At 36.5% G+C, this 23033-nt stretch carries 24 protein-coding genes; 14 read left to right on the forward strand and 10 right to left on the reverse strand.

Annotated elements, in window-relative coordinates; genetic code table 11:
* The first annotated feature begins 152 nt into the window (after window positions 1-152).
* On the forward strand, window positions 153-626 hold the full coding sequence (locus HF876_RS14840) for a hypothetical protein (protein WP_169360833.1): 474 nt from the start codon (window positions 153-155) through the stop codon (window positions 624-626).
* Between the two features lie 145 nt (window positions 627-771).
* On the opposite strand, the gene HF876_RS14845 is transcribed toward HF876_RS14840, so the two are convergent.
* Window positions 772-1794, reverse strand: coding sequence for a DUF2804 domain-containing protein (locus tag HF876_RS14845; protein WP_169360834.1), 1023 nt, complete (start codon window positions 1792-1794; stop codon window positions 772-774).
* Between the two features lie 117 nt (window positions 1795-1911).
* Here HF876_RS14845 and HF876_RS14850 point away from each other — a divergent pair, with 117 nt between their 5' ends.
* Window positions 1912-2400: an amidase domain-containing protein gene (locus HF876_RS14850; RefSeq protein WP_169360835.1), complete on the forward strand. Its 489-nt coding sequence runs from the start codon at window positions 1912-1914 to the stop codon at window positions 2398-2400.
* Window positions 2401-2476: 76 nt separating this feature from the next.
* On the opposite strand, the gene HF876_RS14855 is transcribed toward HF876_RS14850, so the two are convergent.
* Complete coding sequence (locus HF876_RS14855) at window positions 2477-3328, reverse strand: DegV family protein (RefSeq protein WP_169360836.1); 852 nt, start codon at window positions 3326-3328, stop codon at window positions 2477-2479.
* Between the two features lie 68 nt (window positions 3329-3396).
* The gene (locus HF876_RS14860) at window positions 3397-3981 is read right to left on the reverse strand and encodes a glycerol-3-phosphate acyltransferase (RefSeq protein ID WP_169360837.1); all 585 of its coding nucleotides are present in this window, start codon (window positions 3979-3981) and stop codon (window positions 3397-3399) included.
* A gap of 168 nt (window positions 3982-4149) precedes the next feature.
* On the opposite strand from HF876_RS14860, the gene HF876_RS14865 reads away from it, so the two are divergent.
* Window positions 4150-4731, forward strand: a complete 582-nt coding sequence (locus HF876_RS14865; RefSeq protein ID WP_169360838.1) for a nitroreductase family protein — start codon at window positions 4150-4152, stop codon at window positions 4729-4731.
* 47 nt (window positions 4732-4778) lie between these two features.
* On the opposite strand, the gene HF876_RS14870 is transcribed toward HF876_RS14865, so the two are convergent.
* Both HF876_RS14870 and HF876_RS14875 read right to left on the reverse strand, forming a co-directional pair.
* The gene (locus tag HF876_RS14870) at window positions 4779-5546 is read right to left on the reverse strand and encodes a hypothetical protein (RefSeq protein ID WP_169360839.1); all 768 of its coding nucleotides are present in this window, start codon (window positions 5544-5546) and stop codon (window positions 4779-4781) included.
* 105 nt (window positions 5547-5651) lie between these two features.
* A complete protein-coding gene (locus HF876_RS14875) occupies window positions 5652-7049 on the reverse strand; it encodes a dipeptidase (RefSeq protein WP_169360840.1) in 1398 nt (465 codons plus the stop codon).
* Window positions 7050-7274: 225 nt separating this feature from the next.
* On the opposite strand from HF876_RS14875, the gene HF876_RS14880 reads away from it, so the two are divergent.
* The 6 genes from HF876_RS14880 (at window position 7275) to HF876_RS14905 (ending at window position 14051) form a co-directional block, all read left to right on the forward strand.
* Entirely contained in the window at window positions 7275-7961 is a 687-nt protein-coding gene (locus HF876_RS14880) for a cyclase family protein (RefSeq protein WP_169360841.1), read from the forward strand.
* A gap of 197 nt (window positions 7962-8158) precedes the next feature.
* Window positions 8159-9064, forward strand: coding sequence for a cation diffusion facilitator family transporter (locus tag HF876_RS14885; RefSeq protein ID WP_169360842.1), 906 nt, complete (start codon window positions 8159-8161; stop codon window positions 9062-9064).
* 161 nt (window positions 9065-9225) lie between these two features.
* Window positions 9226-10098: an ABC transporter ATP-binding protein gene (locus HF876_RS14890; RefSeq protein WP_169360843.1), complete on the forward strand. Its 873-nt coding sequence runs from the start codon at window positions 9226-9228 to the stop codon at window positions 10096-10098.
* 10 nt (window positions 10099-10108) lie between these two features.
* Window positions 10109-11206, forward strand: a complete 1098-nt coding sequence (locus HF876_RS14895; protein WP_169360844.1) for an ABC transporter permease subunit — start codon at window positions 10109-10111, stop codon at window positions 11204-11206.
* Window positions 11207-12493 carry an ABC-2 family transporter permease gene (locus tag HF876_RS14900; protein ID WP_169360845.1) on the forward strand — a complete coding sequence of 429 codons (1287 nt, stop codon included), beginning with the start codon at window positions 11207-11209 and terminating at the stop codon, window positions 12491-12493.
* 292 nt (window positions 12494-12785) lie between these two features.
* Window positions 12786-14051, forward strand: coding sequence for a hemolysin family protein (locus tag HF876_RS14905; RefSeq protein ID WP_240949787.1), 1266 nt, complete (start codon window positions 12786-12788; stop codon window positions 14049-14051).
* Between the two features lie 98 nt (window positions 14052-14149).
* Here HF876_RS14905 and HF876_RS14910 read toward each other — a convergent pair whose 3' ends face one another.
* Complete coding sequence (locus HF876_RS14910) at window positions 14150-14626, reverse strand: hypothetical protein (RefSeq protein WP_169360846.1); 477 nt, start codon at window positions 14624-14626, stop codon at window positions 14150-14152.
* 200 nt (window positions 14627-14826) lie between these two features.
* Between HF876_RS14910 and HF876_RS14915 the strand changes: the two genes are divergently transcribed.
* Window positions 14827-15375 (forward strand): RNA polymerase sigma factor, encoded by a 549-nt coding sequence (locus HF876_RS14915; protein ID WP_169360847.1) that lies wholly within the window; start codon window positions 14827-14829, stop codon window positions 15373-15375.
* 246 nt (window positions 15376-15621) lie between these two features.
* Here the strand turns inward: HF876_RS14915 and HF876_RS14920 are convergent, their stop codons facing one another.
* Window positions 15622-16128 carry a hypothetical protein gene (locus HF876_RS14920; RefSeq protein WP_169360848.1) on the reverse strand — a complete coding sequence of 169 codons (507 nt, stop codon included), beginning with the start codon at window positions 16126-16128 and terminating at the stop codon, window positions 15622-15624.
* A 257-nt stretch (window positions 16129-16385) separates the two neighbouring features.
* Between HF876_RS14920 and HF876_RS14925 the strand changes: the two genes are divergently transcribed.
* Window positions 16386-16661 carry a hypothetical protein gene (locus HF876_RS14925; RefSeq protein ID WP_169360849.1) on the forward strand — a complete coding sequence of 92 codons (276 nt, stop codon included), beginning with the start codon at window positions 16386-16388 and terminating at the stop codon, window positions 16659-16661.
* An 83-nt stretch (window positions 16662-16744) separates the two neighbouring features.
* Here HF876_RS14925 and HF876_RS14930 read toward each other — a convergent pair whose 3' ends face one another.
* The 3 genes from HF876_RS14930 to HF876_RS14940 all read right to left on the reverse strand — a co-directional run bounded on the left by HF876_RS14930 (window position 16745) and on the right by HF876_RS14940 (window position 19720).
* Window positions 16745-18307 carry an ABC-F family ATP-binding cassette domain-containing protein gene (locus tag HF876_RS14930; RefSeq protein ID WP_169360850.1) on the reverse strand — a complete coding sequence of 521 codons (1563 nt, stop codon included), beginning with the start codon at window positions 18305-18307 and terminating at the stop codon, window positions 16745-16747.
* Between the two features lie 178 nt (window positions 18308-18485).
* Window positions 18486-18668, reverse strand: a complete 183-nt coding sequence (locus HF876_RS14935; protein WP_169360851.1) for an SE1832 family protein — start codon at window positions 18666-18668, stop codon at window positions 18486-18488.
* A gap of 47 nt (window positions 18669-18715) precedes the next feature.
* Complete coding sequence (locus tag HF876_RS14940; protein WP_169360852.1) at window positions 18716-19720, reverse strand: hypothetical protein; 1005 nt, start codon at window positions 19718-19720, stop codon at window positions 18716-18718.
* Window positions 19721-19830: 110 nt separating this feature from the next.
* Here HF876_RS14940 and HF876_RS14945 point away from each other — a divergent pair, with 110 nt between their 5' ends.
* The 3 genes from HF876_RS14945 (at window position 19831) to HF876_RS14955 (ending at window position 22957) form a co-directional block, all read left to right on the forward strand.
* Window positions 19831-20589: an NAD-dependent epimerase/dehydratase family protein gene (locus HF876_RS14945; RefSeq protein ID WP_169360853.1), complete on the forward strand. Its 759-nt coding sequence runs from the start codon at window positions 19831-19833 to the stop codon at window positions 20587-20589.
* A gap of 203 nt (window positions 20590-20792) precedes the next feature.
* Complete coding sequence (locus HF876_RS14950; protein ID WP_169360854.1) at window positions 20793-21359, forward strand: NADPH-dependent FMN reductase; 567 nt, start codon at window positions 20793-20795, stop codon at window positions 21357-21359.
* Window positions 21360-21658: 299 nt separating this feature from the next.
* Window positions 21659-22957, forward strand: coding sequence for an arsenic transporter (locus HF876_RS14955; RefSeq protein WP_169360855.1), 1299 nt, complete (start codon window positions 21659-21661; stop codon window positions 22955-22957).
* Window positions 22958-23033 lie beyond the last annotated feature (76 nt).

Here is a 23033-nt window from a genome sequence, read left to right on the forward strand (position 1 = left end):
TAAAGCCGGTGAAATTTTACTTATTGTAAAATTTCATCGGCTTTTTCATTTAAGAGGATGGTTTTGTCCCAGTCTCTATTTTTTCTTAATAATAAAAAGTGAATTATATGATAAAATCGTAGATACTTCCATCTTAATGAAAAGGAGAAAAAATGAAAATAAAATTATTAATTTTACTATGTTCTGCTTTTGTTTTCTTAAATGCTTGCAACCAGAATCCCGAGCTGAAGGTTGACACAATTAGGTATGAATTTAAAGAACCTACACAATTTCCTTTTGAAGTAAATGATGTTTCTACGAATATTGATTTAGAAGCTCCAGACTTCCTTCATCAATTTATTTTTCATTATCGTAACATTGAAACTACTCAACAAATCAACTATATCCTCAGTAAAGTATTAGAAAAACCCGAAAAAGTATCTAATGATAACATGACAGAATACAAACTTGAAAATGGTGTACTCGCATTTTATGAAGAGGGGGAAACTTCCCAATCTTTATGGTGGGAAACAGAAGATGGGTTTCTTGCTCGATATATTTACTTTATTAATGGTAATACAACTGAATTAGGAGAATACAAATTAGAAATTGATGAATTAATTAAACTAGCAAACGAAGTTCAATAAATCACTATAAAAACGCTTGGATATGTCCAAGCGTTTTTATTTGTTATTATTTAAATGTTATTACTATGGATAGCTCGAGTTTTCTCCATTAGCTGAACTACTTAAAATAAAATGGTCTACTTTTTTGATCTGAAAGAAAAGTTTTTTACCATTTAGCCTTGTGCTCTTCAATACATCCTAACATCTGCTGGATCGTTAGAATAGTTCCGTCTTCTAAATGAATCTTGCCATTATAATACCCCATCATCTGATTTACTTCCGAGGAAACCAACTTAACATCTGTCTTCGCTACTCGATGGAAGAAAGGAGTGAAGGTGAGATCAACGTCTTTAGAAAACTTAGTCTTAATTTTCCAAGGGACCATGAAATCAGTATTTTGATACTGAAACACTAAATCCTCATGAATCTTTGACAAATGACCGTCTACAATAACAGCATTTTCTGTCATCCCAGTGCCATCTGTCCATTTACCTCCAAAGTTAAGCCCAATTTTTCTTGCCCCTACACGTTGAGATGCAAAGCCCCAGTTCCAAATTGCCTCGCGAGGCCAAACGCCTCTTCCATAGTCGAGTACTGCAAAGTTATCTTCGCCTTGAAAGGAATAAGAGGAACTACCCATCTTCACAAAGCCTTTAGCAGGAAGGAGGTGATGCTTCGCAGTAAATTGGAATTGAGTTCGGTTCCATGGAATAACCACATTTAAAGAATCCTCATCTGGTGGATGAGAAATAACCAAATCAGCATGCAAAACTTCTCCATCAAAATCTGGAACTGTAACTGTCATATGAGTTTCGTTTTGAAGATATAGGAGCTGAATGGACATTTCCTCAGACTGTAATCGAACGCTTTCCAGTACATTAGTTGGCATTTTCACCTTTGTACCTAAAGGAATAGTTACCGTTCTTTCGACAAAGCGTTGCGTCTCATAATTTAGGAAATAAACAAAACAGACAGCAGCATAATCTAAATGACTAATAGTTACTGAAAATAAGACTTCATCTCCAAAGATGCACCAATAATTCCATTTTTTCTTTCGCATATAGTGACCTTTAAGATTACTTTCAATTATAGGTCTTCTAGCGAATCCAATTGCCTTCGGATTTAAATTTCCCTTATCATCGCAGAGCAAAGTCGGCACTAAGATTTCCTTTTCTGCATGTTGTCGCATCAGCCAACTTCCTTTCCCAAAAATATAGAATAAAAGATAAAAGATTGTTCAGTTAACTTCATACTAGCATATATTCTTCTTAAATACATATAAACAAGATAGGAGGAGGTGGTAAAAATGGCAAAATATAATAGAAACGCTGCCATTCATTATGCGGATCAATGGTGGAACAGCTATAATCCTAATTTCCCTATATTTGATGTGGATTGTACAAATTATATTTCACAATGTTTATTGGCAGGCGGGGCCCCTATGAGAGGGCAGGCAAATAGGGAAAAAGGGTGGTGGTTAAGTAACAATTCATGGAGCTTAAGCTGGACGACACCCCATTCGTTACGGTGGTACTTAGCTGGATCTACAATTGGATTGCAGGCAACACAGGTTAATTCCGCAAGCCAGCTAACAATAGGAGATTTAATCTTTTATGATTTCCAAGGGGATGGAAGGTGGGATCATTCTACAATTGTTACAAGGGTTGAAGACGGGGTGCCGTACGTGAATGCTCATACAAACAACAGTAGAAATAGATATTGGGAATATCAGGATTCCTATGCGTACACCCCTAATACGAAGTATGTATTCTTTCATGTAAAGGATGATTTTTAAGTAAATTACGCATACCAGAACAATAAAAGCTCCCGAACCTACTCGGGAGCATTGATGTTTAAAATGTCTTTCTTACTTAAGGCAAATACCATAGGACTGCTATTGTATCCTCACCTGCATGTACTGCAAGAGAGGTGCTTATCTCACCTATGGTTACATCTAAAATTGGACAAGAAAGCAAAATAGTTTCTTTTAAGCTTTCCGCTTGCCCAAGAGCGTTGGCATGCATAATATAAACAGTCTCGATACCATCATTTTCAACAGAGTCTACAACTTTATCCACTAAATATTGAATTGCTCTTTTATGGGAGCGTACCTTATCTAGCTCCTGTAGCTGTCCCATATTATTTATTTGGATAACTGGTTTTATTTTTAAGAGACTGCCTAAGTAAAATTGGGCGCTACTTAAACGTCCACCTTTATATAGCTGAGTAAGATTACCGATTAAGATGTAGTTTTTAAACTTAGTAGCCTCTGATTTTAGGTGTTCCACTATTTCGGTATAGGGCAGTCCCTCATGTTGTAGTTTAATACCCTTTTCAACTAAACCAGTAATTCCAGCAGAAAGTGATAGGGAGTCTATACAATCTACTTGCACTTGAGCAATTTGTGCTCCGGCAACAGACGATGAAAGGGTCCCGCTTAAACTATTTGATACATGTATGGCGATGATGGATTCGTACTCTTTACTTAACTTCGAGTAAAGCTGAGCAAACTCACCTGCTGATGGCTGGGAGGTTTTTATAGAATCCGCACCATTACGAATTCGTTCGTATAACTGATCAGACGTTAAGTCTACACCATCTACAAACTGCTCCGTACCGAAATGTATATTAATCGGAACTGTAAAGACATCGGGATGTTCTTGTAAATAATTATTTATATATGCGCTGCTATCAATAACCCATGCAATTTTATGTGGAATCATTCTGTACATCCTATCTATATATATTTACGATAATAATGTAGCATATTCAAATGTAAGTGTTATATTGACTAGTTGTTAGTTTCTTTTGACTTGCTCCACCAACGTTCATTCCAGGAATCAACTATATCAAACCGATGACGGAAAAGAATAATGGCAATAGCTAGAGACAAGGGGGCAAGCTCTCGGTATTCAGGTATAACTAAGCATAAAACACCATATGCACAGAAGGCGAAAATCATGCTTAAGGTTGCACTTCTGGAAAGACCTAAGAAAAATAAAAAAATAATAGCTAGCATTCCAAATAAAAATGGATTAAGTGCTAATGATACCCCAATGAACGTAGCTATTCCTTTGCTTCCTTTTCCTTTTAACCAAATAGGATATAGGTGCCCTATGATGACGAAGAATGCTGCAATCGAAATAACCAAAATCGAAAAATTTAAATAATGTCCAATATAAAGTACGAGAATCCCTTTTAAAGCATCTCCAAGAAAGGTTAAGATGAAGGCAGTCTTACCTAGAACAGCGCCTGCATTTCTAGCACCGAGGTTCCCACTTCTCATGTGCCGAAGATCAGTTTTCTTCCATTTGCCAATCCACCAGGCTGTAAGAATGTTGCCGACAAAATAGCTGAAAATCCAGTAGAGAACCAACAGATCACCTCAAAATAACATTTGTAATGTTTCCTATTTATACTATATTTTACACTAAGTATACCTGCTGCATACATAATTCTAGTAGTAACGGAAGACTTTTAAAGTTTCATAGAAATTGGTATGATTAGAAGGATAAAAAAGACTGACAATTAAGAGGGTGTTAATATGACGGAACAATCATTATCAGTACGTGACGCAATTATCCAAAGAAGATCTATTAAATTATTTAATGGAGAGCTAGTTGATCGAGATACATTAGTATCTATTATGGAGGATGCTCTTTGGGCTCCAAATCATCAGATGAGACAGCCATGGCGTTTTATCGCAGCATGCGGCGAAGAAGGTTTAACAGAATTGCATGAGCTGCTAAAAGAATATGGCATTCCAAAATGGAAAGAGCTTTCAGAGGATGCTCTAGAGAAGCAAATGCAAAAATTTAAAAATCCTGGAGCATACCTATTTGTCATTGTTCCGGAAGATGCACGTCAAAAGGAACGTTTAGAGGATTATGCAGCAGCTAGTATGCTTGTGCAGAACATCCAACTTCTAGCTTGGGAAAAAGGTATTGGATCATGCTGGAAGACACCAGGATTCCTAGACAATCCAAAGTTCCGTGAAGCTTTAGGAGTTCAATCTGGAGAACGTATTATCAGCATGTTCCAGGTCGGTTATTACAATGAAGCACCTCAACCAAAACCACGTAAGAGTATTGATGAAGTTGTAACATTCTTTGGAAATCAAAAATAAAATGCAAAAGGCAAGCAAAAAGAGGGGAATCCCTGATGTTGCTTGCCTTATTTTTTATAGTAGGGGGGAACTAGGCCGCTTTCACTATGAAGAGATACTGTGTTTCGATCAACTATATAATGAATTTTGTAAGTTCCGTTCAAATACCCCTTTTCCCAGCTTTCTGTGAAGGTAACAATATACTCATGATCACCTCTTTTTCTTGCAGAGGACTTTCTAGATACCTGAAAGCCTTCAATTTCCCCATTCCATTTCTTTTTATCCTTTGGAAAGTTACTAGAAATAGTATCTTCTCCAGATGTTGCACGTTCAATCGCGTCTTCACTAGTAAAAGGGGGCCGAGTTTCAGATGAAAGGGAGAAACTTCCCCATAGTATTAGAGTAAGGGCAACCGGAATAAGAAGTCCGAATTTAATATGGCGACCATCCATATTTTGAGTGTATAGCCATCTATCCACTAGGCCGTATAGGAAGGCCGGAACTATTCCTAAAAATAGTATGTCTAGATCCTGGAATAAGAAAATACCACCAAATAAGCCATGTAACAAAATATATAACCAATTATACTTGGGTAATATTTTTCTTAGCATTAATTCTAAAACAATAGAAACGGCTGTCCCGTATATAAAAATGATGATACCACCGTAGTAAAATATTAGAATAGCCCAGCCGATAAATTCTTCTCCACGATCATATGGTGAAAGAGAATCGTTGCCAATCAGGCCATAAGAAGAAAAGCTTAAAGCAAAAAGCATGACAGTGATAAGAGTAGTAACAACTTTTCTAGTGATGAGTTTGATCACTTGGTCTTTCATTCATCTCCACCTTTTCATTGGAATATTAACTCTTGTTGTAAGAATTATACAGTAATTACATAATAAAAAGCACATGAATCTAAAAGACTTCATGTGCTTTATTGTTTATTTTTTTAATTCATCTTTTGATAGGCTAGCGAGTTCACTATAGTAATCACCAATAACTCGTAATCCTTTATCAAAATTTTCTAGATGGAAATGCTCATTAGGAGCATGGAAGTTTTCAGTGGATAATCCAAAGCCCATTAATACTACTGGAAGTCCAAGAATTTCATCAAATGCTGCTACGATTGGGATTGATCCACCACCGCGTGTATAAGCCGTTGGGACAGCATATACTTTTTCATAGCTACGTCCTGCAGCCTGGATAGCCGGATGGTCGAAAGGAGTGATGAAAGGTTTACCTTTATCAAATTCAGTTACTGTTACGGTCACGCCTGCAGGTTTATGCTTTTCAATATGAGCCTTCAGCTTTTCAACTATTTCATCTGGATCTTGGTCTGGTACTAAGCGACAAGTAATTTTAGCTCCTGCCTCGCTAGGTAAAACCGTTTTAATGCCTTCCCCAGAAAAACCACCAAATACCCCGTTAATTTCAAGAGTTGGACGAGCCCAAACTCGTTCTAAATGTGTATAACCCTTTTCTCCAAATAACTCATCTACACCGACCTCTTGTTTTAATTCCTCTTCATTAAAGCCAAGTGCCGCATATGCTTCACGTTCTTCATCCATTAATGGACGAACATTGTCGTAGAAGCCTTCCACTTCGATTGTACCTTCTGCGCTGCGGAAAGATTCGAGAATAGAAACTAATGCATGGATAGAGTTTTGTACTCCTCCACCATAAAGCCCAGAGTGAAGGTCACCCTTAGCTCCTTTTACATCAATTTGTACACCACATAGGCCGCGTAGACCGTAGCATACAGCAGGCTGTCCAGGTCCCTGCATTCCTGTATCAGAAATAACGATTACATCTGCTGCCAGCTTTTCTTTATTATTCTCGATATACTCCTCTAAGTTAGGGCTACCAACCTCTTCTTCACCTTCTATTAGAAACTTCACGTTAACTGGTAGTGAACCTTCTAATTGGAGAAGTGCTTCCACAGCTTTGACATGCATGAAAACTTGTCCTTTATCGTCACTGGCACCACGAGCATATAGCTTATTATCACGTACCTCAGGCTTGAATGGCTCTGATTCCCAAAGGTTTAATGGATCTACAGGCTGAACATCATAATGTCCATAGATCAGTACCGTTGGCTTGTCTTCCGCATGTAACCAGTCAGCATATACTACGGGATGACCTTTCGTTTCATCAATTACAATATTTTCTAGTCCCGCTTGTTTAAAGGAGTTTGCAAGCCATTCTGCACCTTTTTGCATATCCGCTTTGTGCTCTGACAAGGAAGAAATACTTGGTATGCTAAGGAATTTTTTTAATTCTTCTAAATGTTGTTCTCTTTTTTCTGCAAAATAGTTATCTAAATTAGTTATTTGGCTCATAGATTTATCCTTCTTTCCAAAGATAGTTTAGTAAAAATAGTATATCACAATTTCAAGGTAACTAAATCATTAGAAAAGTTTGTTAAATATAGAGATTAACGAATTAATCACTATGTAAATTATAAAGGTTTTTAGCTTATGTATAAAGAATACTAACTACGATTAACTCAAATAGAAGATAGGCTATTACAAAAAAAATCAAAATGATAGAGGGAGTGGATAGGAATGAAGAAATATGTTGAAATTGGTTATCCAATCTATGAAGGGATGCCTGTTTATCCCGGTTTACCAGAAGTTAAATTAGAGCCAAGAGAGCGTTTGGAAAAAGGGGATGATTGGAACGGTAGCGTTCTTAGCATGTATCTTCATGCTGGTACCCATGTAGATGCACCTTATCACCATTTAAATAATGGGAAGGGAATAGATGCTATTCCAATTGAAGACTTCATTTACGAAAATCCACTATTAATTGATTGTCCAGTTGGCCCTAATGGTTTTATAACAATTGAGCTACTTGAAAAATATGAAGATCTTAAGACTGCTGATATTCTTATCTTTAATACAGGAAACTGGAAACACCGCGGGACTGACTTTGAAATATATGCTAATAACTTTCCGACTGTCTCACCAGAAGCAGCCGAATATATTCGGACAAAATTGCCGAACTGTAAAGCAGTCGCTATTGATACGCTAAGCATTGAAAACTTAACAGAAGCAAAAGAGAATGGCTATTTCGTCCACCATGCTTTCTTAGACCATGAAAGGTACAAAGAACCGACCATGCTTATTTACGAAGACATTAATCCTGAACCTTTAATAGGCAAAAGACTTATTTCTGCCTTCACTGCACCACTACGTATCAAAGACCATGATGCCTCGGTAGTTAATGTCATCGTACAAGTGGAGGAATAGCGATTAGACTTTGATATAGAAGCGATATAAAAGTTAGAAGAGTGACTAGTTAAATTACTAATCTGTTCGGTATAAATCTTTCTTTAAGATCAAATGAATGATATAATAAAAAAACTCAGTATAGAGGTTACCCATTTGTCAGTTGGCAATGGGTAGCCTCTTTCGTGTTTTAAGGGAAGTTGCGGAGGGGAAACATTTTGGAGCTTTACACAAACTTGCGCGCCGGTGAAAAAGGTGCTTACTTATCGATAGTGACTTATATTGTCCTAAGTATTTTTAAACTAACAGCAGGATATCTAGGGAATTCAGAAGCCTTAAGGGCAGATGGTCTTAATAATACGACAGACATCATTGCTTCTGTTGCAGTGTTAATCGGGTTACGTATTTCACAGCGACCACCAGATGATGACCACCGATACGGCCACTTTCGTGCCGAAACAATAGCCTCGCTAATTGCTTCCTTTATTATGATATACGTTGGAATCGAGGTATTGATATCTGCGGTAAAGAGTATGACTAATCCTGTGGAAGTAACCCCCGACATACTAACAATATTTGTCGCCCTAATAAGCGCAGTCATTATGTTTGGTGTCTACAAATATAACTACAATTTGGCTGAAAGGATTAAAAGTACAGCCGTAAAGGCCGCTGCTTTTGATAATAGGTCCGATGCTTTTGTAAGTATCGGAACGGCTGTTGGGATTGTAGCAGCAATAATTGGCTTCCCGATTATTGATACAATAACAGCTTTTATCATCGGTATTATAATTATTAAGACTGCAATTGATATATTTAAAGAGGCTGTATATTTATTAACAGATGGCTTTGACAGTAAATTTTTAGCTAAAATCCGTGCAGATATAGAAAGAATGCCACAAGTACGTGAAATTACTGAAATTCGAGGTCGTCAACATGGCGGTATGATGCTAATTGATATAACCATTAGTGTTAATCCAAACTTAAACGTTCGCCGATCGCATGATATTTCTAATAAAATTGAACAACATATACAATCTCTTAACAGTGAGGCCGTTACATTTGTCCACATTGAACCGTATGACCCGAAGGAAATGGTTATTTCGGAAGATGATTATCATTTTTAGCCACAGAAGAAAAAAGTCAAAACCCTGATTTAATAGGGTTTTGACTTTTTTTTATAACGTAAAAATATATGTCATACCTTTATTTGAAAAATATAGTTTATAATGTTATATTGATTAAAAATAAGGAATATTCTGTAATTTATGGAGGAGGATTGAAAAGAATGTTTAGATTAGCGATTAAAAATCTTTCAAAAAGTTATAAGAAACAAAAAGTACTAGATGATATTAGTTTAACCATCGATTCGCCGGGAATTTGGGCCTTAGTTGGACCAAATGGAGTGGGAAAAACTACTTTCTTAAATGTTATTACTAACATACTTTCCGCTAGTTCAGGAAGCGTAGAATTGGTCGGTAAATCAAATAAAGATTATAAAGTGTTCAAAGAGGTTGCTTATCTACAAGACAATTCTGTGCTGTTCGAATATTTAACAGGCTATGATCACTTAAAATACATATGTGAGGTAAATAAAATAAGTAAAACTCGAATAAATGAAGTAGCGGAATATGTGGGCATGACCAATTATGTAAAAAAGGTAGTGGGGAATTATTCTCTTGGTATGAAGCAGCACCTATTGCTAGCTATGGCTTTGGTGAATAAGCCCAAGCTATTATTATTGGACGAGCCATTAAATGGTTTAGATCCGACAAGTGCCATTCTCATGCGAAAGATATTGCTAGAGTTGGCAGAGAAGGGTACAACTATTATTCTTTCCTCCCATAATCTTGCGGAAATAGACCGTGTGACCAAACAAATCCTATTTTTAAAAGACAAAAAAATACTCCAAGTCAATATGGCAGACCACGAATCCATTACCTATTATCTCACTTTGTCGGATTCTCAAAAGGGGAAGTCCTGTCTTAGTAAAAATGGCTTTTTAGTCAGCGAACAACACGACAAACTCAAATTTGAGTTAAAAGAGCAGTCCTTATCCACAGTAATAAGCATTCTTCAGGAACACCAAGTAGAAATCTACGACATCGAAAAGGAAATAACGGGTTCAGAAAAACTATATGAAGAATTATTTGGACTGTGAGGAGCTCAATGTGAAAATATTCCTATTTGAGATCAAGAAAATACTCCATGCAAAGGCATTTACCATCTTCATTCTCTTAACTGTGTTATTTATTTGTGGATTATATACTCGGAATGTTCTTCAGCAAGATTTGGTTGTAGCCACTAAGGTACAGCAATTCTCCGAACATAGAGGCAATGTGTTTCAGGAAATCGAGCGAAACAGACAGGAACTAGAAACAGACTCAGATCCAGAAGCGGAGAATAAATTAAACGCTGCCCTAAACTTATATGATGAAATAACTGAACTCATTCAAGCTGCACAAGACAAAAAATGGGAAGTAGAATTGGCAACAGAAATTAAAGTCTATCAATCTGCGATCGCTTATCAAGATATGAATGGTGACTTCAGACAGAGTAAGGCAGACATGTTGGATACTATTTCGCTCAATGAAGAGCTGTTAAAGGAAGGACTGCCAAAGGAGGATTTGAACCTTTCCATTCAGACATCCCTCTTTATGAAAAATGTAGTTTCTCTCCTATTAAATCCTTTTGGATTTTTGGTTCTCTTACTGATTCTTGGGACATCCATTACGAGAGAGTTTGAGGAGAAAAACATACATATGGTATATGTTTTACCCTTGTCGAGACCCTATTATTTAATGAATAAGTTCGTTAGCTTTTTTGTATTAGGTGTACTTTGGATGTCCATCGTGTTTTTGACTTCTTTTTTACTTCCTTATCTATTTACTGACAACATGGAAAATGGTTTTTCTTATCCATTGACTACAACCGAAGGAAATTTTCTTACATCCGGCAATTACCTCCAAGAAGCGATTTCCTATAGTTTCGTCTATATGATTTTTTCCGTCGCCTTAATCACTCTCACGGGTTTTTTAGTAAGGAATACAATCATAAGTTATTTACTTGTCATCTTTTTACACATCGGGAACTACATCGTATTGGTGAATGGTTTTGTCTATCAGGTAAACCCATTTACATACGGTATGATTGATCTCGCTGTGTTGAATGATAAAACTAAGGTACTTTTTGGAGCAAGTTTCTTATTAGGAGTATCGGTCATTTTAATCCTGGTTGCTATATATATGAGTAAAAGGAGAGGAACTTAGTTGAGAGGATTTTTATTTGAGTCTAAAAAGGTACTTAAAAAGAAAACGACATTAGTTTCGATTTTCCTCTCCTTTCTAGCTGCCGTTGGTCTTTATATCTTTAACTATGCGGTTGCTGAAGAGATTCAGGAAGGAAATATAACCAGGCTAGAAAGTTATCCTGAGATGTTCACAAATTTCGCAAATGAATCTAGAGTAGAAAAAGACAAGGCCATCGAGGCAGGAGATACCGCAAAAGCGGAAGAGATGGATTCATTTATTAGTCGCTATTTAGAGTCCATTGCCAACTATGAAAAAATGATAGAAGCCTATGAGCAAGAAGATTGGATGTTCTTACATGAAAAAGATATTGATAGTTTACAGATATTTGTGGAAGATCCAGAGGCTGCAACATACGGCATTGAGGAACAATTGGTCTCTCATTTTACATTAAGAGCCACTTACGAGGAATTAAAGCTGCTAAAGGATATTGACAGTAAGCCTTTTGTTCAAAATATGACATCTCAGCCTCTTCTTGCGACAATCTATGATGATTTTACTGGGACGTCTTTGGAACAGTATCAAACTATGACCAAAAGGTATGGTCAAGAAGGCTTTTCCTTCTTAGTTCAACTTATTCAGCTGTTTTATATTCCTGCAGTTGTATTGATTGGTTGCTTTATTTTTGGGAATAGCATTGCATCAGAAACAACCAAGAAGAAGAGGGGCCTGAATTTCTATAGAGTATTGCCTTATTCTAGAATGAAACTATTTTTCGCAAAATATATTAGTGGATACATGTATCTACTAATCTTTTCTCTCCTTATGTTAGCAATACCATTAGTTTGTAGCCTCTTCACCAAAGGGTTAGGTAGTTTGAAAAATCCAATCCTTGTATATGAAGGCACAAAATCAACAAGTATTTTTGGTAACTCCTTGAATGCTAGAGAAGACCAATTTCACTTTATAGAATTCCAAGAGTATTTTTGGAAGGTCTTCATATTCTTAATCGCTTTTTCATTCTTTATGTACTCGATCTATTTCTTATTTGCCCTTTTGACAAAAAATGCGAGCCTTTCCATGGTTTTGTCAGGGGCGATCACTTATATTGGGATGAACATTCTTGCTTCTGAATTTAATCCTTTTGTATATACAGATATCCATAGAATTATCACTGGAGAAATAGCTACCCGTACATTTAATTCTGGTTTTACATTTAATACAGGTTTATATATCTCTCTGGCTTTAGGCATTATTCTAACCATTTTGGGTTATCTAACTTTTCGATTTAAAAGACAAGTAACTTGAATAGGAAGCCTTTCATTTGTGTATCTAGGTGCAACTATATATGCATGATTCTCCTTAGCCTTTAATCACTCTCTATACTAGTAATTTTAAATTACTAGTATAGAGAGTGATTTTTTGGTCATTAATTGGCATGGAAAAATAATTATAGAGTATAATGATAGAGTATTCCTTTTCTTTGGAAAGTCTTACGCTTAGTTTTTTGGAGTTGTGTTAATTTTGCGACAACTTAAATCGCGGTATGCTATATTTATAATTAAAATATATGAACGTGAATAAATAGGAGGATTTTAAATTGTACATAGAATTTGTACTTTTAGCTGTTTCCATTGTAGCTTCCTTTTTCCTTTCCGGAAGTGAAACAGCCTTAATGACAGTAAATAGGACAAAGGTCCAGCTGAAAGCAGAGCAAGGGGAGGTTGCTGCAGTTAAATTACTTGCTCAGCTAATGAAGCCGGACCGAATGATTATAACGATTCTCATTGGTAACACGGTAGCTAATACATCTATGACGTTATTAGCTATATTAATAGCAGACCACTATGATTGGCATATTGGTTGGTCCGTTGTAGTTGTGGCAGCATTTATAATATTATTTTGTGAGGTATTGCCGAAAACCATTGCAGCAACATTTTCTGAAACGATTGTTTACATAGTAGCACCATTTATACGTTTCTTAGTCGCAATTCTTCGTCCTATTACTATCTTGATTTCAGAATTTACAAATATGCTCATCAGAATAGGATCTAATGGGGCAGTAAAAGAAACCATGATTACGAAGGAAGAATTGCTTTCCATGGTGGATCTTGCTTCAAGTGATGGTACGTTTGAGGTAGAGGAGTCGGAGAGAATTAGAGGAATTCTGGACTTTCCAAATAAGGATGTCTCGGATGTTCTTTGTACACATAGAACAGACGTGGTAGGTATCCCAATAGAAGCTACTTACGAAGAAGTAAGAGATATCATTTTAGAACACTCATATACGCGCTATCCTATATATGAAGAGAGCTTAGACACGATTGTTGGGATGTTCTATTCGAGAATGCTAATAGAATGGTCTATAGAACCGTCACTTACGCTAGAGGAAATTGTTGATAAAGAACCATTGTTTGTCGTACAAACATTAAGTGTAGAAAAAGTATTTAAGTTGATGCTCAACAAGAAGAAGCATATGGCCATCGTTTTAGATGAATACGGGGGTACACTTGGTATTGTTACGCATGAAGATTTAATAGAAGAAATGATTGGCCAAGAAATTGAGGATGAGACGGATGAGGATGAAGAAATCCTTCTGTTTGAACAATCGCAAAACCATCTGGTATGCTCCGGACGTTTTGAAATTGAAGACCTAAATGAAATGTTCGAGCTTTCTATTGAAACAGAAAATGATACAATAGGTGGTCTCGTTTTAGAACAGCTCGGTCATGTACCAGAAGAAAATGAAAAGTTCCGTTTTGAAAACCTGTATATAGAAATAAACGAAATGGATCGCAATAGAATTGTACGAGTAACGATTACAAAGGATTCAGAGGAAGATACTACCGAAACACAAGAGGATTAAATTCTCTTGTGTTTTTTTATTTAGGTGCCATTTTTAATTGGTTTTTTATAGAAGACAATGCAATAGATCGAACTAAAAGTATACAGTGGTTATATTATCTATTTTATTTTAGTAATTGTGGGTTGTACTTCACTTAATACATCAATAAAATGATTGCCTGTTACATATAAGTGATGTTCAAGAGTAGAATCTTCTGGTAACGGAAGACTACCGTCAATACTTTTATACCAGGATTCAAAACTTGAATTTTCTATTTTGTAAAAAGTAGAATCGTACAAGTGATTTGGCAAAGCAGCGTCTTTTCTTTCCTTGTAAATTTCACCAAAAAGGTTTTCCAAATCCGATCTTATATGTTCTTCCAAAATGCGAAAATGACGAACTGGATAAAAATAATTCTCGTCTTGCTTATATGTGAATTTAAATTCCTGTACAGGGTTGTTGAGTGTACATGTTGCGAATGTTAATTCGAATTTTTCAAAATCATAATGCATGGATACTAAGTCCATTGGTTCTTTAAAACGGTCAAATGGATTGTTTTGTATTGGTTCCCAAGTTATTAATTTTCCATTTTCCAAAATTATATTCCTCCTAGGAAGTTAGTGGTTGGCTTTGGCCGCTAGTAGATAGTGTAGGTTGGTTGATGCGTACTTTACTACATGATACCTTTCTTGTTTCTTACACGTTTGTAATTTTTCTGAAAGAGAATCCGATGGAGGGTAAGGTTAGGATTTGGCATTATATAGTTATAAGAAAAGCCAACCGGAGGATATTAAAAATGCAAATTACAATTGAGAATATATATGAAGAATATAACCGTTACATATACTACCTATGTCTGAAACTGACTAAAAACCCTGTAGAAGCAGAAGATTTAATGCAAGAGGTATGGATGAAAGTTGTAAGGTACGAGTCTTATATGAAGGAAGTAGACCACGTAAAAGCATGGTTAACAACTATTTGTATGAATACATTCCGCGACCGTTACCGTAAGCAAGTAAGACGCAGTAAATACGTTGCAAATCAACCTGATCAGTTAGATATTTCATTGCTGGACCTCATTGCTTCAGATGTTTTATCAGTAGAGGAGCAGCTAGAAAAAGAAGACGTTTGTGAAATTGTCCGCACTAAGATTTCTGAACTAGATGCTATTTATCAAAAGACTGTCATGTATTTCTATGTACATCAATTTTCACTAAATGAAATTGCAGAGGTTATGAAAGTGTCTATAGGAACTGTAAAATCACGCTTATTCCGAGCAAAACAACGTCTAAAAGAAATGATTATGAATGACGATCTAGCAAAAGAATCATTAGCTTTTGCGTAAAATATGTATAAATAAGGACGTGAAATCTTGATGAAGGTTTCACGTTTTAGTATTTTTTTAGTTAGGCAATAAATTCAATTGAATGAAATCGATGACAAAAGCGGCGATTATTATGATCTTTTAATTTGTGACGCTTGTAGCAGTAGTCTGCGACTTCAATGGGAAGAACGATAAGACACGTACTTTATATTTATAAAAAGGTAACGAGCTTGGAATAGCAAACCCAAGTTCGTTTTTCTATTTTAATTAGTCTTTGTTAGTAGATTGGGAAGTATGAACATTTTGCTCAACGGGATAATTGCTAGCCTCAATTTTAATCCTTGATATTACTTCTTCTTCATTAAGCTCAGTAGGTTCAACGCTATAGCGCAGCTGATCGATGAGCTCACTTACTTCATACCACTCCATCAAATCGTCCGGATAATCTAAATCAGATGCAATAATCCGATACATCATGTAAGCTAAATCAAATATCGCAGAATGACTATTAGCCTCTAGTATTTTAGCTGCTAAATAACCTAAATAATCTCTTGTACATGTTTCAATGGTTGGTGCTTGTATTGATAACTCTTGTAAAGCCCTTTTGAAATAAACTTCCACTTCGAAAATACTCTCATTATATGAGATGGAAGAAACTATATTTACGGATGGTGATGATATATCGTTTGCTAATAAGTTATGGGACCAATTCACATAGTCCTTAGTGGTCACAGTTCTTTTTTGTATTTTATAAAATAGAGCATTGGTTTTCACTGTATTAATCTCCTTAAATAATAATCTCTTTTATAACTTTATACACGATGAACAAAAAAATTTCTATGCAATATGCTATAGAAATAGCTGTTAGTGTTCTGCTTTGAGATATGCTATTATTGTAAAAAAATAGAGGGGTAAGACACTATGAATTATATAATCCAATTGTTCAGCTACATGCCGAGCTTGTAGGGTGCGCTATTGCCATTCCTTGAAGCACCTTGCAAGCTCGGGTTTCTCAAGGGAGCTGATACAATATGAAAAATCGTTCGAAATCTTACACTCGCCATCAGCGAGAGCGAGCCATTCAAAAAAAGATAGGAATCGTAAGAAACGTTTTTAATTGGGACGACAACGAAGAAAAATTTCTGCCCGTAAGAGGTAAGTTTAACAAAGGCAAGGTTCATTGTTCTTGTTGGATGTGCCGTTATGAACAAAATCTTGGGGTTCCAAAAGCCAAATATCAAGCAAAATGGCATGCTATGAAAAAAGAGATAGACTTAGAGTTAACTGTCGATATGGGAAATAACTAACGTTTCCAGTCAAAAGAATATGCAAAAAAGCTGATCGCGATACTTCTCACGATCAGCTTTTTAATGTTTATCAGGTTAAAGTTTTACTCTTCAATAATTTCTTTCCCTGTAGAGAACCATTCTTCAACGTTCCAAACCTTTGTCGCTAAGCCCTCATAAAATTCAGGCTCATGGCTGACAAGAACAATTGTGCCTTTGAATTCCTTCATTGCACGTTTCAACTCTTCTTTTGCATGAATATCTAAATGGTTAGTTGGCTCATCGAAAATTAGCCAATTACTTTCTTCCATCATTAGCTTACATAAACGAACCTTCGCTTGCTCACCACCACTTAAACTGGAAAGAGGGCGAGTAATGTGTTCACTTTTAAGTCCGGTGCGTGCCAATGCTGCTCGAACCTGGCTTTGCTCCATGCTTGGATAAGTTTCCCATACAGACTCAATTGGTGTAATGTTACCAGCTTTTACTTCTTGTTCAAAGTAAGAAGGGAAGAGGAAGTCGCCTCGGATTACTTTTCCACCAATTGGAGGGATTTTCCCTAGCATGGTTTTTAGTAAGGTAGATTTACCAATACCATTCATCCCTACAAGGGCAATTTTCTCTCCGCGCTCTATCGTAAACGTTAAAGGGGGAAGAAGTGCTTTGTCGTAACCAATCTCTAAATGCTCCGCTTCAATGACATAACGCCCAGAGCTACGAGACTCCTTAAAGCCGAACTCTGGCTTCGCTGCAGTCTCAGGACGGTCAATACGCTCAATGCGATCCAATTGTTTTTGGCGAGACTTAGCTCGTCCAGTTGTAGAGTAGCGTGCTTTGTTTTTAGCGATGAATTCCTCTTGTTTTTTGATGAAATCCTGTTGTTTTTCATAAGCGTCCAGATGCTGTCTTTTATTTAGCTCCGCAAGCTCTAAGAATTTTTCATAGGAAGCTGTGTAGCGTGTAAGCTTCGAGAATTCTAAATGGAAAATGACATCTACAATTCCATTCATGAATTCTGTATCATGAGAAATTAATAAGAATGCATGTGGATAGTTTTTAAGATAGTTGGATAACCAATTTACATGCTCTTCATCTAAATAGTTAGTAGGCTCATCTAGTAAAAGAACTTTTGGCTTTTCCAATAAAAGCTTGGCAAGTAAAACCTTTGTACGCTGACCACCGGATAATGCCTCTACTGGACGGTCTAGTCCGATTGCATCTAGACCAAGTCCTCTAGCAACCTCTTCGATCTTCATATCTAGTGAATAGAAGTCTCCAGCATCCAGTGCATCTTGAATTTCTGCCATTTGTTCGAGTAACACTTCAAGCTCTTCAGGTGTAGCATCACCCATTTTTCCAATAATCTCGTTAAGCTCTTCTTCCTTTTTATAAAGAGGTAAGAAGGCATCACGAAGTGTATCAAACATGGAACGCCCTGGCTGTAAGCGTGTATGCTGATCTAAATATCCATAATGCGTACCTGGAAGCCATTCTACTCGACCCTCGTCATATATAATCTCTCCCGTTAAAATGCTCATCAATGTTGATTTTCCAACACCATTTGCCCCAACTAGCCCTACGTGTTCGCCCTCAACTAAGCGAAATGAAACCTCTTTAAATAATGTACGATCACCGAATGTATGTCCCAAATTTACTACGTTTAACATATGATTTTTTCCTCCAAAAAGAAAGCTCGCAAAACTGATAAAACGATAATTTTCTCTGTATCTTTGCTTAAAAAAGCATCGCAAAGATTACAGACGGGGCAGTTAACATACTCCAACCCTACCAAAGGACGGGTTTCCATACGTCTCTTTCCCCTATCTGCAAACAGAAAAATACGTTTTACAGTTCAGCGAGCTGTTTGTTTAGTTTAGCAAGGTCTTCTTCCATTTGTGCTAGTCTACGCTCAGCATTCTCGACTTGAGTAGGATGTCCATTTGATTCAAGCTTTTCCATGTCACCTTGTAATCGAATATAGTCCATTTTTAACTCAGCAATTTGTGTCTGCAGCTGTTGTTTTGTCATGAATGTTCACCTTCAGCTTTTTGCTTCATTGTAGCACAAAAATTAACTTAATGCGCAATTTCTTCTTCCTCTTTTTTGGAGACTATCAATTGTTCTATGAGTTCCACTACATCTGTAAGGTGATTGCTAAAATCTAGCTGCTTTTGTTTATATTTGTAGGCATTTTTGCGATTCTCGTGAAGAATGATTTCCATTATTGCATTTTGCAAGTAGGATTGTTTTATCTTTCTTCCAAGTCCCAGATTTGTAAAACCATGCTTCTCAGTAGGAAAACCGTAGTTAACCTCTTCCTCATGCGCACATAGGACAATACATGGTACCTGGAATTGTGAAACTAAATAAGGCACATAGGATCCCGAGCTAATCACGATATCGCTTAATGGAATATAAATTTCCGGTTCATTCGTTTTAATAATGCCGATAGATTTCCTTGTGAGAGCGAAACGTTTTAGCTCCGTTACATCATGCTTATATTGATCATTCACAAGTACACTGATGCGCAATGGAATATGGAGCTGTACTAGATGCCGAAGTGTTCGGTACGTTAAGTTTTCGGGATCCTCATGTGGAAAAGCGACAACTATATGCGGAGGCAAGTCCGGCATGTTATTATTTTTATAAACGATCTTGTGTACAGGAATGTAGCCAGTTGGCCCATATACATAATTCTCCTTGGAAACTTCTTTAGGAGTTTCATAGAGTGCCTGAAAGACAATATCAGCGAGTAATCCGCCATCTCCATGATCATCAAAATGAACCAGGCATCGGTTATCCTTTTTTAATCTTTTAATAAGATCTTTTTCAGAATTACCACTATCATGAATGATACAATCCGGCTGGAAGGAGTCCATCTCTGCTACTAATTGAGCATTTGTTTTATACAAGAAAGGTTTAATCTGCTTTTTTTCTAAGTAGTAAATGAGGCTTGTATTAGAAGAAGGAACAAAAACTTTATTTTCCTTCATCTTCATTGCAGAAAGAAGGCTATTTGCACGATCGGCAGGATACAATCCACGATGAGGCAGCGTGTTTAATAAATAAGCAAGTTTCAAATTTCATCATCTTCCTTTCAGACATATTCCTTCTATTGTATGGGGACGGGCAGGGGGATATGACAATTTGGCTAGGAAAGTGATGACTACATTTAAGAGGAGGTATAAAAGTGACTAAAAGAACAGCTATAGTAGTTGGAGCGACGGGCTTTACAGGTCAATTTTTAGTGAAGCAGCTCTGTGAGAGTGATGAATATACAGCAATTTCAATTATTGCTAGAAGGAAACCCGATTTTAATCATCCAAAGCTTGACGTAAGAGTAAAGGATTTTGAGCAACTGGAGGAAAAGGATCTAGATATTGCAGATGACTTGTTTTGTTGTTTAGGGACTACGATAAAAAAAGCTAAGTCGAAAGAAAATTTTCAAAAAGTGGATTTTGAGTACCCTCTACAGATTGCTTCCCTAGCAAAAAAGAGAGGTATACCTAATTTTCATGTTATTTCTGCAGTTGGTTCAAACAAAAAGTCTCCTTTTTTCTATAGTCAGGTAAAGGGCAAACTAGAGGAAGAGTTAATAGCACTAAACATGCCGAGTCTCTCCATATTTAAACCATCTCTAATAATAGGTGGGAGAGAGGAATTTAGATTAGGCGAACGTCTATCCGAAGGTTTATTTAAAGTGTTAAACCCAGTGCTGACAGGTCCCTTTAAAAAGATGAGGGCAGTCGAAGGACGCCAGCTCGCCTTTGCTATGTATCATTACGCCGTTCATGATCAGAAGAATAAGGTGAATATTTATCAAAACATAGATATTTTAAAGGCTAAACAAATCGAAGTGAAGGAAGAGCAGTCTATTTCTAGAGAAGAGCTTTTTAATTGGGAGAAAAGAGAAGGTATTTTTGTAGATAAGGAAAAAAAGGATAAGTAAGAAAGATGCTATTGTCGTTCATGCAAGAAGTGCATATACTGCATTAAACTAGGTAATCCCGTATTTAAAGGGATAATACTGGGTGTAGCCCAGAAGGGAGCTATTTCAGTCAAAAGGATGAACTTCATCAAACAGGAACTTTTCTACTAAAATGGAGCTATTTTTTTGATATAATAAGAACGAAAAAAGGAGGTTCTGTTAAGGTGAAAATTCTATTGGTGGACGGAACAATTATCGGAACAAAAACAGGTGTATTATTAGAACAAGTGAAAGAATATATAGAAGAAATCAATAAAGACTATACATTGGAAATCATCAAGCTTTCTAATTATGAGCATCAATTTGTGGACGGGCGACCATTTCAACAATATAACGATGATATGAAGCTATTGGTTAGTAAATTTGATCAAGCAGACGGGTTTATTTTTGCGACGCCTATTTTTCAAGGATCTATTCCAGGCGTATTAAAAAATACCTTCGACTTCTTGCATCCAAAATCTATGCGTTACAAGCCGGTTTCAATCGTAGCCAACGGAGGTACATTTCAGCATCATCTAGTGGTTGAAAACCAGTTGAAGCCTATTCTAGATTATTTTAAATGCTTAGTTACTCCAAACTACGTGTACACGCAAACGAGTCACTTTGATGAAAACAACAAAATCATTGATAAAGATGTCCATGCTCGATTAAAGGAGCTTGCTCGCGTATTTGTTTTATATGCAGATATGAGCAACAGCCTAACAAAAGAGGCAACGATTCGAATAAATTAATTGCTTTCCCTATACTCTAGTAATGGGGAAGACAGACATTAGACTGTAAACAATTTTGTAAGTTGTTTATAGTTTTTTTTGTTTATTTCTAGTTAACTCTAGTTATTTGTGTTAATTTATTGCTTCAATAGAATCAAACTATTGAATGACCATTTGTTGCTTACCCGAACTATTTAAAGCGCTCAGCATCCATCAGAATAAAGTGAGAGTATAGGCAACAAGTTGAAGGCACCTATTTACTATATCCACTCAACCGATTATAGTAATATTATTTGATTCGTTCGTAGTGGAGGGTTTTTATGGTTTCAACTGTATTAGCAATTATCATTTTTATTATCACTCTCGCATTAGTTATATTACAGCCTAGAAACTTATCCATTGGCTGGTCTGCGTGTGGGGGAGCGTTAGTAGCTCTTCTAGTAGGGGTAGTAGATGTACACGATGTACTTGATGTGACGAGTATTGTATGGAATGCGACTCTTGCGTTTATAGGAATCATCATTATTTCTTTAATTTTAGATGAAATAGGATTTTTTGAGTGGTCCGCACTCCATGTAGCGAGGGCTGCAAAGGGTAATGGAGTAAGAATGTTTATCTTTGTAACAATTTTAGGTGCGGTAGTTTCCGCATTATTTGCGAATGACGGAGCTGCACTAATTTTAACTCCAATTGTTCTAGCGATGGTACGCAACTTGAACTTCAATGAAAAAATGGTTTTTCCGTTTATCATGGCGAGTGGATTTATAGCAGATACTACGTCACTTCCATTTGTCATAAGTAATCTAGTCAACATTGTATCTGCTGACTTTTTCGGAATTGGATTTGTGGAGTATGCATCCAGAATGATTGTGCCTAACTTATTTTCATTGGTAGCTAGTATCATCGTGCTTTATTTATTCTTCCGAAAAAGTATTCCCAAAAATTATGACACCGCTGATTTGAAGAGTCCGATGGAAGCAGTAAAAGATGTGAAAATGTTCAAGCTATCCTGGTATGTATTAGCGATCTTACTGATAGGCTACTTCTCTAGCGAATTTATTGGAGTACCTGTTTCCTTTGTAGTGGGAGTTATTTCGATTTTCTTCTTAATTATGGCTAGAAGAAGCCCTTCAATTGAAACCGGTAAAATTATTAAGGGAGCACCTTGGAATATTGTTTTCTTTTCAATTGGAATGTACGTTGTTGTCTACGGACTACAAAACGTCGGGATGACGTCGATTTTAGCGGATGTGATACAGTCAGCAGCAGACCAGGGTCTTTTTGTTGGAACAATATCGATGGGCTTTATAGCTGCTATACTTTCTTCAGTAATGAATAACCTTCCGACAGTCATGATTGATGCGTTAGCCATTGCGGAAACATCCACAACTGGAATTATGCGTGAAGCTCTTATTTATGCTAACGTTATAGGCTCTGATCTTGGACCAAAAATTACTCCAATTGGGTCGCTTGCCACATTGATATGGCTGCATGTGCTCTCTAGAAAAGGAGTAAAAGTTTCCTGGGGCACCTACTTTAAAGTAGGAATCGTTCTTACTGTACCAACCCTTTTTATAACGCTGGTAGGTCTCTATATTTGGCTACTCATTATTTTATAAAAAAACGTCTGAGTTTATCGCTCAGACGTTTTTTTGTATGGAGTGTTGCGAGGCTTATCACCGTTGATCAGAATTT

Origin of the sequence: Psychrobacillus sp. BL-248-WT-3 (genome assembly GCF_012843435.1) — a bacterium.
Classification (GTDB): domain Bacteria; phylum Bacillota; class Bacilli; order Bacillales_A; family Planococcaceae; genus Psychrobacillus.

Bases quoted from the DNA above. Each gene is read 5' to 3' on its own strand.
- HF876_RS14890 (WP_169360843.1), top strand. From the start codon at position 9,226: ATGTTTAGATTAGCGATTAAAAATCTTTCAAAAAGTTATAAGAAACAA.
- HF876_RS14845 (WP_169360834.1), bottom strand. From the start codon at position 1,794: ATGCGACAACATGCAGAAAAGGAAATCTTAGTGCCGACTTTGCTCTGC.
- HF876_RS14925 (WP_169360849.1), top strand. From the start codon at position 16,386: ATGAAAAATCGTTCGAAATCTTACACTCGCCATCAGCGAGAGCGAGCC.
- HF876_RS14855 (WP_169360836.1), bottom strand. From the start codon at position 3,328: ATGATTCCACATAAAATTGCATGGGTTATTGATAGCAGCGCATATATA.
- HF876_RS14935 (WP_169360851.1), bottom strand. From the start codon at position 18,668: ATGACAAAACAACAGCTGCAGACACAAATTGCTGAGTTAAAAATGGAC.
- HF876_RS14840 (WP_169360833.1), top strand. From the start codon at position 153: ATGAAAATAAAATTATTAATTTTACTATGTTCTGCTTTTGTTTTCTTA.
- HF876_RS14875 (WP_169360840.1), bottom strand. From the start codon at position 7,049: ATGAGCCAAATAACTAATTTAGATAACTATTTTGCAGAAAAAAGAGAA.
- HF876_RS14850 (WP_169360835.1), top strand. From the start codon at position 1,912: ATGGCAAAATATAATAGAAACGCTGCCATTCATTATGCGGATCAATGG.
- HF876_RS14955 (WP_169360855.1), top strand. From the start codon at position 21,659: ATGGTTTCAACTGTATTAGCAATTATCATTTTTATTATCACTCTCGCA.
- HF876_RS14865 (WP_169360838.1), top strand. From the start codon at position 4,150: ATGACGGAACAATCATTATCAGTACGTGACGCAATTATCCAAAGAAGA.
- HF876_RS14930 (WP_169360850.1), bottom strand. From the start codon at position 18,307: ATGTTAAACGTAGTAAATTTGGGACATACATTCGGTGATCGTACATTA.
- HF876_RS14870 (WP_169360839.1), bottom strand. From the start codon at position 5,546: ATGAAAGACCAAGTGATCAAACTCATCACTAGAAAAGTTGTTACTACT.
- HF876_RS14915 (WP_169360847.1), top strand. From the start codon at position 14,827: ATGCAAATTACAATTGAGAATATATATGAAGAATATAACCGTTACATA.
- HF876_RS14880 (WP_169360841.1), top strand. From the start codon at position 7,275: ATGAAGAAATATGTTGAAATTGGTTATCCAATCTATGAAGGGATGCCT.